This is a genomic window from Sphingopyxis sp. UBA6723 (assembly GCF_002454115.1).
Taxonomy (GTDB): Bacteria; Pseudomonadota; Alphaproteobacteria; order Sphingomonadales; family Sphingomonadaceae; genus Sphingopyxis.
On record NZ_DKIH01000010.1, the window covers coordinates 390,668 to 404,364 of the forward strand.

8 protein-coding genes are annotated in these 13,697 nt (G+C 66.2%); 1 reads left to right on the forward strand and 7 read right to left on the reverse strand.

The window, feature by feature from the left end:
* Positions 1 to 73 precede the first annotated feature (73 nt).
* Positions 74 to 889 carry a flagellin gene (locus B4F07_RS10540; protein ID WP_293701093.1) on the forward strand — a complete coding sequence of 272 codons (816 nt, stop codon included), beginning with the start codon at positions 74 to 76 and terminating at the stop codon, positions 887 to 889.
* Between the two features lie 211 nt (positions 890 to 1,100).
* Here B4F07_RS10540 and B4F07_RS10545 read toward each other — a convergent pair whose 3' ends face one another.
* The 7 genes from B4F07_RS10545 to B4F07_RS10575 form a co-directional block, all read right to left on the reverse strand.
* A complete protein-coding gene (locus B4F07_RS10545; RefSeq protein WP_293701092.1) occupies positions 1,101 to 4,373 on the reverse strand; it encodes an error-prone DNA polymerase in 3,273 nt (1,090 codons plus the stop codon).
* Positions 4,370 to 5,905, reverse strand: coding sequence for a Y-family DNA polymerase (locus B4F07_RS10550; protein ID WP_293701091.1), 1,536 nt, complete (start codon positions 5,903 to 5,905; stop codon positions 4,370 to 4,372). The genes B4F07_RS10545 and B4F07_RS10550 overlap by 4 nt, the downstream gene beginning before the upstream one ends.
* Positions 5,811 to 6,599, reverse strand: a complete 789-nt coding sequence (locus B4F07_RS10555; protein ID WP_293701090.1) for an ImuA family protein — start codon at positions 6,597 to 6,599, stop codon at positions 5,811 to 5,813. Before B4F07_RS10555 ends, B4F07_RS10550 begins: the two co-directional genes overlap by 95 nt.
* 153 nt (positions 6,600 to 6,752) lie before the next feature.
* Positions 6,753 to 8,186 carry an efflux transporter outer membrane subunit gene (locus B4F07_RS10560; RefSeq protein ID WP_293701089.1) on the reverse strand — a complete coding sequence of 478 codons (1,434 nt, stop codon included), beginning with the start codon at positions 8,184 to 8,186 and terminating at the stop codon, positions 6,753 to 6,755.
* Positions 8,183 to 11,377, reverse strand: a complete 3,195-nt coding sequence (locus B4F07_RS10565) for an efflux RND transporter permease subunit (RefSeq protein ID WP_293701088.1) — start codon at positions 11,375 to 11,377, stop codon at positions 8,183 to 8,185. Before B4F07_RS10565 ends, B4F07_RS10560 begins: the two co-directional genes overlap by 4 nt.
* 6 nt (positions 11,378 to 11,383) lie before the next feature.
* Positions 11,384 to 12,568: an efflux RND transporter periplasmic adaptor subunit gene (locus B4F07_RS10570; protein WP_293701087.1), complete on the reverse strand. Its 1,185-nt coding sequence runs from the start codon at positions 12,566 to 12,568 to the stop codon at positions 11,384 to 11,386.
* Between the two features lie 169 nt (positions 12,569 to 12,737).
* Positions 12,738 to 13,622, reverse strand: coding sequence for a LysR family transcriptional regulator (locus B4F07_RS10575; protein WP_293701086.1), 885 nt, complete (start codon positions 13,620 to 13,622; stop codon positions 12,738 to 12,740).
* Positions 13,623 to 13,697: the final 75 nt, after the last annotated feature.

Sequence of the window (13,697 nt, forward strand, 5' to 3'; positions counted from 1 at the left end):
TTACTGCTTTCCGTGACCGCTCCTCGAGCCCTCACATCACGGGAATGGCCATCGAGGCCGGAAAGGAACAACAATGACTGTCATCAACACCAATGTGAGCGCGCTTCGCGCCCAGAACAACTCGCGTGTTGCCGAACGCGCCCAGTCGCAGGCGATGGAACGCCTGTCGAGCGGCAAGCGCATCAACAGCGCCAAGGACGACGCCGCCGGCCTCGCCATCGCCACCCGCATGGACGCCAGCGTCCGCGGCCTGACGCAGGCCGTTCGTAACGCCAACGACGGCATTTCGCTGGCACAGACCGCCGAAGGCGCGATGGGCGGCATTTCGAACATCCTCGTTCGTATGCGTGAACTGGCTGTCCAGTCGGCCAACGGCACCAACAGCGCGACCGACCGCACCGCGATCCAGACCGAAGTCACCGCGCTGCTGTCGCAGATCGGCGATATCGCCACCCGCACGACCTTCAACGGCACCAACCTGCTGTCGGGCGGCGCCAGCATCGACATCCAGACCGGCACCGCTTCGGGCCAGACGGTCAACATCGCAATCGGCGACCTGACCGCCACCGGTCTTGCGGTCGGTGCGGTCGATCTTTCGACCGCGGCTGGCGCCGGCACGGCGCTCGGCCTGCTCGACACGGCGATCCAGACGGTGGCGACGCAGCGCGCCAACCTGGGTGCTCAGCAGAACCGTCTTGAATCGGCTGTCGATAATTTGACGTCGACCGTCACGAATCTGTCGGCATCGAAATCGCGCATCGAAGACGCCGACTTCTCGGCGGAATCGACCAAGCTGGCTGCCGCTTCGATCCTGTCGCAGGCATCGACCGCGATGCTCGCCCAGGCGAACCAGAGCCAGCAGGGCGTGATGAACCTGCTCCGCGGCTAATCCCCGCGAACGACTTTCAGGCTATATTCGGTTGGTCCCTTAGATAGCCTGATCCGATGCCCCGGCCCCCACAGCCGGGGCATCAACTTTTTGCGGAGGCGCGGCACCAGCCCGCTCCCCCACCCAACCTCCCGACAGGGATATCCTATGGGAGGTTGGGTGGGGGAGCGGGCCGGTGCCGCTTCCGGCGTCAGCCGGAAAACAAACGCCATCAATGAAAATCCCGCGACTTGGGCAGGATGCGAACGTCGCGCGGATGACCGTGTTTTGCCGCATAACCCCGCGGCAGCTGCGGATGCGCGACCTCGTCGGCGCGGCACAGCTCGGGCCGCACTTCGCGCCCGTCGCCCAAGCTGTCGAGCATCGCCGTTCGATCGACAATCCGCGTCGCCATCAGGTGGATCACACCCTCCTTGCTCCGCTGCACTTCGCCCTCGGCCAGCATCAGCCGCGACGCCATGACGGCGCGGCGATAGCGCTCGAAATGCCGGGCCCACAGCAGGATGTTGACGACCCCGCCTTCATCCTCAAGCGTGATAAAGATCGCATTGCCCTTGCCCGGGCGCTGGCGGATCAGCACGACGCCCGCGGTGCGGACGATCGACCCGTTCTTTGCCGCTATCACCTGCGCCGCGCTCAGCACCCCCTCCCGCGCGAAGTCGCCGCGCAGAAACGCCATCGGATGCCCTTTCAGCGACAGCCGCGTCGTCTGGTAATCGGTCAGCACATTTTCGACGAGCGGGGTCGGGGGCAGCTGCGCGTCAGCTTCGGCGCCCAGTTCGTCGGCTTCGGCGGCGCCGAACAGCGGCAGGACGCCCTGCCGGACGCGGCGCGCGTCCCACAGCGCGGGACGGCGGTCGAGCCCCATCGACCGGCAGGCATCGGCCTCGGCCAGAAGGCGCAGCGCGCGCGAGGGCAGGTCCGCACGGCGGGCGAGTTCCTCCACGGTTGTGAAGGGCGTGGCCCGCGCCGCAACGATCTGCGCCGCCCACACCTCGCGAAACCCATCGACCTGCCGAAAGCCGAGGCGAAGCGCGAGGCTGCCGTCGGCGCGCGGTTCGAGTTTATTGTCCCAATCGCTGGCGTTCACATCGACCGCGCGCACCTCGACCCCATGGTCCTGGGCATCACGGACAAGCTGCGCAGGAGCATAAAAACCCATCGGCTGCGAGTTGAGCAGCCCGCAGGTAAACACCGCGGGGTGATAATGCTTGATCCACGACGAAACATAGACGAGCCGCGCGAACGACTGCGCATGGCTTTCGGGGAAGCCATAGCTGCCAAACCCCTCGATCTGCTTGAAGCACCGTTCGGCAAAGTCCTGTTTATATCCGCGCGCGACCATGCCGCCGACCATCTTCTCGCGGAAATTGTCGATCGTCCCGACATTGCGAAAGGTCGCCATGGCGCGACGCAGGCCGTTGGCTTCGTCCGGGGTAAATTCGGCGGCGGTGATCGCCAGATTCATCGCCTGTTCCTGAAACAGCGGCACGCCGAAGGTATGGCCCAGAACTTCGCGCAATTCATTGGGATCATGAGGCGGGTCAGGCGACGGATATTCGACCTCTTCCTCTCCGTTCCGCCGTCGCAGATAGGGGTGCACCATGTCGCCTTCGATCGGTCCGGGCCGGACGATCGCGACCTGCACGACCAGATCATAGAGCTTTCGCGGGCGAAGGCGCGGTAGCATGTTGATCTGCGCACGGCTTTCGACCTGAAAGACCCCGATGCTGTCGCCCTTGCACAGCATGTCGTAAACCGCCGGATCTTTGGAATCGATGTCGAGTTCCAGCGTGTGATCGCCCAGCCCATGCTCGCGCATCAGCTCGTAACATTTGCGGATGCAGGTCAGCATGCCGAGCGCGAGGATGTCGACCTTCATCAGCCCGAGCGCGTCGATGTCGTCCTTGTCCCATTCGATGAAGGTGCGGTCCTCCATCGCGGCATTGTGGATCGGGACGAGTTCGTCGAGCCGCCCCTGCGTCAGTACAAAGCCGCCGACATGCTGCGACAGGTGCCGCGGCGCTTTCAGCAACTCGCCGACGAAGCGGTGCAGCCGTTCGATCTCGCCATTGTGCGGGTCGAGTCCGGCCTCGACCAGCCGTTCGACCGGCACTTCGTCGCCCCAGCTTCCCCAGCTCGTGTCCGCGAGCCGCGCGGTGACATCCTCGCTGAAGCCCAGCGCCTTGCCGACCTCGCGGATCGTGCTGCGCGGGCGATAATGGATGACGGTAGCGGCAATCGCGGCGCGGTCGCGGCCATAGCGATCATAGATATATTGAATGACCTCCTCACGCCGCTCATGCTCAAAATCGACATCGATGTCGGGCGGCTCATCGCGTTCTGCGGAGACAAAGCGCGAGAATAGCAATTTATGCTCGACCGGGTCGACCGAGGTGACGCCGAGCAGGAAACAGACGATCGAATTGGCGGCGGACCCCCGGCCTTGACAGAGGATCGGCGGCTTCTGCGCGCGCGCAAAGCGGACGAGGTCGTAAACGGTGAGGAAATAATAGACATAGTCGCGCTTGCGGATCAGCCGGAGCTCGTTGCCGATCAGCTTGCGAACCTTGGGTTTCAGAGGAGCGCCGTAGCGTTTCTCTGCTGCTGTCTTCACCAGATGATGCAGATAGTTGAACGGTTTCCATCCGTCCGGCACCGGCTCATGCGGATATTCATAGCGCAGGTCGTCGAGCCGGAAGTGGATGCGCGCGAGCAGCGCTGCGCTTTGCTCGATCGCCTGGGGATGCTGCTGAAACAGCCGCTGCATCTCGGCGGGCGCTTTCAGATGGCGTTCGCCATTGGCGCGCAGCAGCTTGCCCGCCTTGTGGATATTCACCCCCTCGCGGATGCAGGTGATGATGTCGTGCAGCGGGCGCTGCGCAATGCTCGCATAGAGCGCGTCGTTGGTGGCGAGCAGCGGGACGCGGGTGGCCGCCGACAGGCGTTCGCGTACGGCGAGCTTTCGTGCATCGGCACCCGCACGCGGCATCGTTGCGGCGAGCCAGACCGATTTCGGTCGCGCGCGTTTGAGGGTACGGAGCAGCGCTTCATCGCCGTTCATCGCGATCAACAGCAGGTCGTCGCAATGCTCCAGCAAATCCTCCAGATGGAGAATGCAGTCGCCCTTTTGTGCGCGGAGGTTGCCGGTCGAGAGCAGCCGGGTCAGCCGCCCCCAGCCGTGGCGCGTCGTCGGATAGGCGACGATGTCGGGGGTGCCGTCGGCGAAGGCGAGGCGCGCGCCAACGACCAGGCGGAAATTGGCGACAATTTCAGGCTGCTTCACTTGGAGCTCTTTCAGGAACGCCCATGCCCGCACCACCCCCGCCACGCTGTTGCGGTCGGCGATACCGATCCCCGGCATGCCCAGCGCAATCGCTTCGGCGACCATTGCCGCGGGGTGCGAGGCGCCGCGCAGGAAGCTGTAGTTGGTCGCGGCGACCAGTTCGGCGAAGACGGGCTCGGGGGTGGGCGCGTCACTCATGCGAACAGTCCGTGGATATACCAGCGCGGATCGGGCTTTTCGTCGTACAGCCCGTGGCGAAAGAGCCAGTAGCGGCGGCCGCGCTCGTCCTCGACGCGGTAATAGTCGCGGGTGAGGCCCGCATTGTCCTTGCGCCGCCACCATTCGCTCGCGATCCGTTCCGGCCCCTCATAACGGCGGATCGCGTGGGTCGCCCGGCGCCAGCGGAAGCGGTGTGGCGGGCCGTCGGGCACTTCGGCGATCACCTCGATCACTTGCGGCGGGTCAAAGAGATAGAAGGGACGCAGCGGCGGTTCGCCGGGTTCGGGGACGGACCAGGGCGTGGGCGGCGGGGCGTCGATCGCGGGCAAAGCGAGCTGCGCCTGTTCGGGGATGTGGGTATCGACAGCGGCGAATTTTCGCACGCCGCCACGGCCGATCCGCGTCGCCAGCCGGTCGACCAGTTCGGTCACCGCCGCGGCGCGCACCTCTCCGCCTTCCAGCTTGAGCTGCGTCGCGGCCAGCGCTTCGAGCCGCGGCACCGCGAGGCGCATCATGTCGAAGCCGAAGCCGGGGTCGAGCGGATCGCGCAACGCATCCATCCGTTCGGCGAACAGGCGCATGACGAGGCCCGCGTCGCGCGTGGGATGGCCGGTCTCAACCGCGATGCTGCGCGCCAGACCGTCGCTGCGAAAAAAGGTGGCGCGGAAATGGCGGCCGCCCTTGCCGCGTTCGGCCAGCTCGCCGATTGCTTCGCCGACCAGTTCGGTAAGGATCCGGGTGGCGTGCGGCATGCTGGCGACGGGTTCGGCGAAACGGCGTTCGGTGGCGACTGGCGGTGGCGTGACGCGCGGGTCGAGCGGGCTCGGCGCATCGCCGAGCAGGCGGCGGAGCGCGGTCGCGGCGTCGGCGCCAAAGCGCGCGGCGATGTTCGCCATTGGCCGCGCCACGAGGTCGCCGATTGTCTTGAGCCCGGCGCGGATTAACGCGGTCGCCGCCTCGGCTTCGAGTTCGAGCGCGGCGACGGGCAGGCGGCGGATCGCGGTGGCTTCGTCGAGGGCGGGGCGCGTCTGGTAGCGCGCGAGCGCGCGGGCGGCGTCGGCGGTGGGGCCAAGCGCGTGGCGGAGCGTCATGCCGAGCCGGGTCAACCGTCGGTCGATGTCGTCGATCAACCCCGCCTCGCCCTCGAACAAATGGGCGCAGCCGGTGATATCGAGGATTAGCCCGTCGGGCGAATCGAGCGCGACGAGCGGGGTATAGCGTGCGCAGCCCTGCGCCAGCCGGTCGAGCCAGGCGTGATCGAGGGCGGGGTCGTGCGGCACGATGGCGAGCTCGGGCACCTGCGCCCGCGCGTCGGCGAGCGGCATACCGACGCGCAGCCCGAGCGCCTGCGCGCGGGCATCAATGCTGGCGAGGCGCAGCGCGCCGCGCTGCTTCTCGGCAAAGACGAGCGGGAGATCAGGCGGCTTCGGCGCCAAGCGGGTGAACCGTTCGGCGGGCAGCCAGGGGAAGAACAGCGCCAGATAGCGCCGCGTCCCGGAAAGCTTGCTCATCTTTATCCCAATCGAGTCGCCAGTGCGTTCCGGCAGGGCCGCCGCGCCAGCGCAGCAGTTCGAGGTCGAAGGCGGGGGCGCCGGGGGCGTCGGCTTCGAGTGCGCGCGACGGTGCGGCGACGATGCTCCAGCGCGTTTCGGCGACGCTCGGCGTCGGCGCGGCATTCAACCGCAGCATCAGCAGCGTCGTCCCTGCATCGCGCGCGCCGAGGGTCAGGCGGCGGCCCGCGGTGAGATCGAGCAGCGGGAATTTGCCCCAGCTTTCGACGATTACCGCCGCCGATCCCGCGCAGCGCACCGCATCATTGGCGCAGGCGAGCAGCATCCTGGGATCGGCGGTCTCGATCAGCAGCAAGCGGCCCGGATCGCCGCCGAGTTCGGCGATGCCGGGGGCATAGATATGCCCGGTGCGGCGTCCGGCATCGACGGTGCGCAGCCACAGCAGTGGTGCCTGGCCCGGGGTGCGCAGCGCGAGCAGCGCCGCGAATGCGGCGGCGCTGGCGCCATCGAGCGCGTCGGCGGCAAAAAACTCATGCGTGCGACCGACCATCAACCCGCCGCCGATGGCCGCATCGAACGCGCCATGTCCCGACGCCAGCCAGCCCTCGGCCGGGCGGCTTTCGGGGCCACCAGTGGCGGCCAGCCGGGCGATGCGCTGGCGCAGCCCGGCGAGAGGTTGAGACGACTCGCGCATATATGTTCCTGATTTGTTCTATTAGCGCGCGAGCGAAGGGGATTGTCAAGAAAGAGTCGGATTTTCCAAAGTCTCGTCATGCCGGACTTGATCCGGCATCCATGCAGCGTCGTCGTCATGGACCCCGGATCGAGTCCGGGGTGACGAGGGTTGCTAGGATTTGGGAGGCGCCGCCCACGCGCCGCTGTCCCCGCCCAGCGCGCGGAACAGTGCGATGCGGGTCTGCACAAGCAACAACTGGGTCGCGATTTCGCTGCGCCGTGCCGCGTAGAGGCTGCGCTGCGCGTCGAGGCTGGCGAGGAAGTTGTCGATGCCGCCCTTGTACCGCGCATCGGTGAGCGTGGCGGTGTCGGCGGCGGCGGCGGTATTCGCGGCGGCGGCGCGCGCCCGTTCGGCGATCGTGCCTTGCACCGCGAGCGCGTCGGCGACCTCGCGAAACGCCGTCTGGATCGCGCCTTCATAGCCCGCCAGCGCGGCGTCGCGCTGCGCCTCGCTCACCGCCACCCCGGCGCGGCGACCGCCGGCGTCAAAGATCGGCGCGGTGACGTCGCCGCCCGCCGACCAGTTGAACGATCCGCTGTCGAACAGGCTGGACAGCGCGTTGCTGGCAAAGCCGAGCAGCCCGGTCAGCGAGATCGACGGGAACAGCTGCGCGCGCGCAACCCCGATGTCGGCGTTGGCGGCGCGCAGGCCATATTCGGCTTCGATCACATCGGGACGGCGGAGCAGGATTTGCGAGTTCACCCCCGCCGGAAGCGAGGCGATCGCAGGCGTCACGTCGGCCAGCCCGGTGGGAAGCAGCGCACGATCGACATCGCCGCCGACGAGCAGGCGGATCAGATTCTCATCCTGCGCCAGCGCCGTCCTTTGCTGCGCGATCGCATCCTCGGCGGTCGCGAGTATCTGTTCGGCCTGGCGCAGGTCGGTGCGCGGCGCGACGCCGCCGTCGAGCCGCGCTTTGGTCAGCCGCACGCTTTCGCGCGCATTCGCCGCGGTGTCCTCGGCGATTTTCAAGAGGTCGCGGTCGGCGCCATAGGTCGCCCAGGCTTCGGCCAGATTGGCGATCAGCGCGAGGCGCACGGTGCGCGACGCGGCCTCGGTCGCCAGCGCGCGGTTACGGTCGGCCTCCGTCGCATTGGCCAGCTTGCCGAACAGGTCGAGCTCGAACGCGGTGACCCCGCCGCGCAGCGAGAAGTCACCCCTGCCGCCTCCGCCGCCCGTGCTGCTTCCGCTTCCGCTGCTGCTGCTGCCATCCGAATAGCCGGCGCCGCCGCTGATCCCGATTTCGGGGAATTGTCCGGCGCGGGTGACACGCGCCTGCGCGCGCGCCGCGGCGACATTGGCGTAAGCGACGCGCAGGTCGCGGTTGTTGGTCAGCGCCTGCTCGGTCAGGGTCTGCAACCGCGGGTCGGTAAAGACGCTTTGGTACGACAGGATCGGCAGCGCCGCCTCGCTTTGCAGCAGATAAGCGTCGCCGACCGGCCAGCTTTGCGGCACCGGCGGGTCCGGTAGCACCGTCTTGGGCGCCAGCGAACAGCCCGCGAGCGCGAATGTGCTGGCCAGCAGCAGGGCGCGGATGCCGATCATGCCGGAACCCCGGCGGCGCCGTCAGTCTTGCCCTTGCCATAGCGCCTGCGAACCGCCGCGATCCCGTCGCGCACCCCGCGGCGGACGAGGACAAAGAATAACGGAATGAAGAAGATCGCGAGCAGCGTTGCGGTCAACATGCCGCCGATCACCGATGTGCCGATCGCGATGCGACTGTTCGCGCCGGCCCCCGACGCCAGTGCCAGCGGCAGCACGCCGAAGATGAAGGCAAAACTGGTCATCAAAATCGGGCGCAGGCGGATGCGTGCCGCGGTGATCGCGGCTTCAATGACACGTTTGCCCTTGCGCTCTTCCTGCTCGGCAAATTCGATCATCAAAATCGCATTTTTGGCCGCCAGTCCCATTGTCGTCAGCAGCCCGATCTGGAGATAGACGTCGTTTTCGAGTCCGCGCAGCGTGACGGCAAAGACCGCACCGACCAATCCGAGCGGAATGACCAGCAGCACGGCAACCGGGATCGACCAGCTTTCGTAAAGCGCCGCGAGGCACAGAAAGACCACCAGCAGCGATAGGGCATAGAGCAAGGGCGCCTGCCCCGACGAGAGCCGTTCCTGATACGATGCGCCCGACCAGGCGACACTGGTGCCGGGAATTTCCGCCGCGAGCGCCGCAATCTCGTCCATCGCTTCGCCCGAGCTGGTACCAGCGGTCGGCTGGCCCGAGATTTCGAAGGCAGGAACGCTTTGAAAGCGCGAGGTCGTGCTGGGCGTGGTCGACCAGCTGATCTGCGAAAAGGCGGAAAAAGGGGACATCTCGCCATCGGCCGAGCGCACATACCATTGGCTGAGGTCTTCAGGCTTCGACCGATAGGGCGCATCGCCCTGGACATAGACGCGCTTGACGCGCCCTTCGTCGATGAAATCATTGACGTAGCGGCCGCCCCACGCGGTCGATAATGTGTTGTTCACATCGGCGTTGGTCAGCCCGTAAGCAGTGAGCCGCTGGGTATCGACGTCGATTTTCAGCGTTGCCAAGTCGGGCAGGTCGCTCAGCCGCACCGAGGTGAGCTTGGGATTGGCATTGGCGGCGGCGATCAGGCGATCACGCGCCGCGGCAAATTCTTCGCGCGTCATGCCGCTACGGTTCTGGAATTGCATCGTAAAGCCCGACGTATCACCCAGCCCCCGCACCGCGCCGGGGACCAGTGCAAACACCTGCGCGTCGCGCAGACCGGCAAAGGCCTGGCGCGTGCGCTCGGCGATCGCGTCGGCGCTATTTTCCTTGCCCGGCCGGTCGTCCCAGTGGGCCAGATTGACGAAACCCTGTCCGGTATTCTGTCCCGATGCGCCGCCACCGCCGCCGCCGGCGTTGAGGAACAGCGATTCGATATTCGCCTTTTCGGCGCTGAGCATATGATCCTCGATCGCGTCGCGGACCTCGAGCGTGCGTTCCTGCGTCGCGCCGGCGGGCAGGCGGAACTGGATCTGGACCCGGCCCTGATCCTCGCCGGGCAGGAAGCCGCTGGGCAGGCGCAGGAACATAAACGCCAGCAGGACGAGGATGATCAGATAGAGGCCGAGGAAACGCCATTTGCGGTCGACCACCCGCTCAACGCTGCCGACATAGCGGTTGGTCGTGCGCTCGAAGCTGGTGTTGAACCATGTCTTGGCGCGGGTCATCGCAGCGTTGGCGCGCGGAAAACGCGGCGGCGGCGGTGTGCCATGGTCGCGCGGTTTGAGGAGGGTTGACGTCAGCGCGGGGCTTAGGATCAGCGCGACCAAGACCGACAGCACCATCGCCGAGACAATGGTGATCGAGAACTGGCGATAGATGACGCCGGTCGAACCGCCAAAGAACGCCATCGGCAGGAACACCGCCGACAACACCAGCCCGATCGCGATCAGCGCGACCTGCAACTCCTTCATCGACTGGATCGTCGCCTCGCGCGCGCTCATGCCGGGATTTTCTTCCATCAAGCGCTCGACATTCTCCACCACGACGATCGCGTCGTCGACGAGCAGCCCGATCGCGAGCACGAGTCCGAACAGGGTCAGCGTGTTGATGCTGAACCCGGCGAGATAGAAGATCGCAAAAGTGCCAAGCAGCACCACCGGCACGGCAATCGCGGGGATCAGCGTCGCGCGCCAGCTTTGCAGGAACACGAACATGACGATGATGACGAGCAGGATCGCTTCGAACAGCGCTTTCTGCACCTCGCTGACCGACAGCTTGATAAAGGTCGTCGTGTCATTGATATAGGCATAATCCAGTCCGTCGGGCATGTTCTGCGCCAGCTCGGTCATTCGGGCCTTGACGCGCTCGACCGTCGCCAGCGCGTCGGCGCCGGGCGAGAGCGAGATGGCCATGCCTGAACTGGGCTGGCGATTGAGTCGGCCGACCGAGCCGTAACTTTCCGCACCGATTTCCACCCGCGCGACGTCGCGAATGCGGACCGCCGAACCGTCGGGCTGCGTCTTGAGGATGATATTCTGGAATTGCTCGGGCGTTTGCAGCCGCGACTGGGCGGTCACCGTAGCGGTCAGCAACTGGCCCTGCGGCGACGGCAGGCCGCCGACTTCACCTGCCGCGACCTCGCTGTTCTGGGCGGTAATTGCCGAAATGACGTCGCCGGGCATCAAGGATACCGCGGCGAGTCGCTGCGGATTCAGCCAGATCCGCATCGCACGCGGCGACCCGAAGATATTGACGTCGCCGACCCCTTCGACCCGCGACAGCGGATCCTGGATATTGGTGGTCAGATAATCGGACACGTCATAATTGTTGCGGGTGCGCGTTTTGTCATAGACGCTGACGATCAACAGCGTGTCCGAATTGGACTTGCTGACCCGCACGCCCTGTTGCTGCACCTGTTGCGGCAGACGCGACACCGCCGACTCGATCTTGTTCTGCACCTGGACCTGCGCGATGTCGGGGTCGGTGCCCTTGTCGAAGATGGCTGTGATGCTCGCCTGGCCGCGCGAGCTGGAACTCGAACTGAAATAGAGCAGCCCGTCGATTCCGGTCAGCTGTTGCTCCAGAATCTGGGTGACACTGTTCTCGACCGTTTCGGCCGACGCGCCCGGATAGCTGGCGCGGATATTGACCTGCGTGGGGGCGATATCGGGATATTGTTCGATCGGCAGCGCGCGCAGCGCGCCAAAGCCCGCGAGCATGACGACGATCGCCAGCACCCAGGCAAAGATCGGCCGGTCGATGAAAATGCGGGACATGAGGGGCTATTTACTCTTTTCTGCTGGCTGGCCCGCCGGGGGAGCCCCCACCCGCTGCGGACTGCTCGCCGGAACCGGGCGAATGTCGGCGCCGTCGCGAAGATTGCCGACCCCCTGCGTGATCACACGGTCGCCTGCGCGCAGACCCTCGGTGACGATCCAGCTGCCGCCAACCGTCCGCGACGTCGCGATCTTGCGGCGCACCGCCTTGTTGTTCTGGCCCGCCAGATAGACAAAGGCCGATCCGTCGAAATCGCGCTGTACCGCGGGTTGCGGCACCAGAATTGCGGTCGGATCGATCGCCTGCTCGAACATCGCGGTCACGAACATACCGGGCAGCAACAGACCGTTGGGATTGGGGAAACGCGCGCGCAGAGTCACGGTCCCCGTCGCTTCATTGACCGTCATTTCGGAAAATTCGACCGTCCCGGTCAAGCCATAGGCGCTGCCGTCCTCGAGCCGCAGCCGCACCGCGGCGCTGCCCTGCGACACGCCGCCGCTGGCAATCGCCTGGCGCAGCGTTATCAGCTCAGCGCTCGACTGCTGCATGTCGACATACATCGGGTCGATGCGCTGGATCGTGGTCAGCGGCGTCGCCTGGCTGGCGCTGACGAGCGCGCCGGGGGTGGCCAGGCTGCGGCCGATGCGCCCGCTGATCGGGGCAGTGATCGTCGCATAACGCAAGGTGATGCGCGCGGTTTCGAGCGCGGCATTGTTCTGCGCGACTGCGGCGCGCGCGACGCGGGCTTCGGCCACCGCATCGGTATAATCCTGTTCGGCGATTGCCTGCATCTTGGCGAGCGGCGCGAAGCGGCGGACGCGTTCGTCGGCGGCCTGGGCGCTGGCGCGCGCGCTGGCGAGGTTGGCGGCGGCCTGATCGACCGCGGCCTGATAGAGGCTGGCATCGATCTGGTAGAGCGGCTGACCTGCACGCACGAACCCGCCTTCGGTGAACAGACGACGGCGGATCAGGCCGTTCACCTGCGGCCGCACTTCGCTGGTTTCGAACGCCACGGTGCGGCCGCCGAGCGACGTGGTGACCGGCACGGGCTCCACCTTTACCACGACAAAGCCGACCTGCGGGGCGCCGCGACCGTTCTTGCTTTCGTCTTCCTGCCCCGAGCAGGCGCCCAGCGACAGGGTCGCGGCGCACAATGCTCCGGCCAGCAGCAGCGACCTTTTCTTCGGCATAATGGTTATTCTCGTATCGGCGCGCCGCTCGGCGGGGGAGGAATCGCGCCTATTCAACCGATTGAATTGTCGCTGGCAAGCGCAATGCGGGATTTGCGACAATTTACGACAATTTTCTGAATCGGATGGACATGGAGCGATCACCGATCCGGGACGGATGGGCCGCTCGCTATGCCGATACCAACAACCCCCGGTTCTCGCGCACCTCGGCATCCAGCCAGTCGATGAACGCCCGGACGCGCGGTTGTTGCGCAACGTCGCGGTGGAGTGCGAGCCAGAAACTGCGCGCGATGGCCTGCCCGGGCCGCACCCGCACCAGCGCTGGATCATGGGCGGCAAGGAAGCAGGGAAGCACGCCTACCCCCGCGCCGCCCGCGATCATCTGCCGCTGCGCCAAAATGCTCGACGACCGGATCGTCGCGCGCAGCCCCGGTTCGATTTCGCCCAGATAGTCGAGTTCGGGCGCGTACAATATGTCGGGCATATAACCGATCACGGGGATGTCGGCCCGCGACAGCGGCGTGGTCGCGGCGGCATCCTGCCAGTCGCGGCGGTCGGCAGGGGCATAGAGGCCAAGGCTGTAATCCGACAGCTTGCGCGTGATCAGCGGCCCCTTGCGCGGGCGCGCCAGCAGCACCGCCATATCGGCTTCGCGCCGCGACGGGTTCAAAAAGCCCGAAGAGGCAACCAGATCGATCTCGAGTTCGGGATGTGCGGCGGTAAATCGCGCGAGGCGCGGCGCGATGAAGCTGCCCCCGAATCCTTCCGATACGCTGACCCGCAACTGTCCCGACAATCCCGCGCCGCTCTCGGCCATATGGATGCGCGCCGCCGCCGCGGCCATCGCTTCGGCATGCGGGACCAGCGCGCGCCCGGCGGCGGTCGGAATGAAACCGCTCGGCGCACGTTCGAACAATGTCTGTTGCAACGCGCCTTCCAGCGCGCTCACCCTGCGGCTGACCGTCGTGGCGTCGAGGTGCAGCGCCTGCGCGGCGCGCGCGACCGTCCCTTGGCGGGCGACGGTCAGGAAAATTTGCAGGTTATCCCAATCCATGACCTGCAAATATGCAGGTTATTGCTGCAAGTCTATCCCTTGCAAATCGCGCCCACATCGTCTGTTGCAACGGCA

What these genes read in the sequence shown, in the direction of transcription:
- B4F07_RS10555 (WP_293701090.1), bottom strand. Translation starts at nt 6,599, where the DNA reads ATGCGCGAGTCGTCTCAACCTCTCGCCGGGCTGCGCCAGCGCATCGCC.
- B4F07_RS10570 (WP_293701087.1), bottom strand. Translation starts at nt 12,568, where the DNA reads ATGCCGAAGAAAAGGTCGCTGCTGCTGGCCGGAGCATTGTGCGCCGCG.
- B4F07_RS10540 (WP_293701093.1), top strand. Translation starts at nt 74, where the DNA reads ATGACTGTCATCAACACCAATGTGAGCGCGCTTCGCGCCCAGAACAAC.
- B4F07_RS10550 (WP_293701091.1), bottom strand. Translation starts at nt 5,905, where the DNA reads ATGAGCAAGCTTTCCGGGACGCGGCGCTATCTGGCGCTGTTCTTCCCC.
- B4F07_RS10565 (WP_293701088.1), bottom strand. Translation starts at nt 11,377, where the DNA reads ATGTCCCGCATTTTCATCGACCGGCCGATCTTTGCCTGGGTGCTGGCG.
- B4F07_RS10545 (WP_293701092.1), bottom strand. Translation starts at nt 4,373, where the DNA reads ATGAGTGACGCGCCCACCCCCGAGCCCGTCTTCGCCGAACTGGTCGCC.
- B4F07_RS10560 (WP_293701089.1), bottom strand. Translation starts at nt 8,186, where the DNA reads ATGATCGGCATCCGCGCCCTGCTGCTGGCCAGCACATTCGCGCTCGCG.
- B4F07_RS10575 (WP_293701086.1), bottom strand. Translation starts at nt 13,622, where the DNA reads ATGGATTGGGATAACCTGCAAATTTTCCTGACCGTCGCCCGCCAAGGG.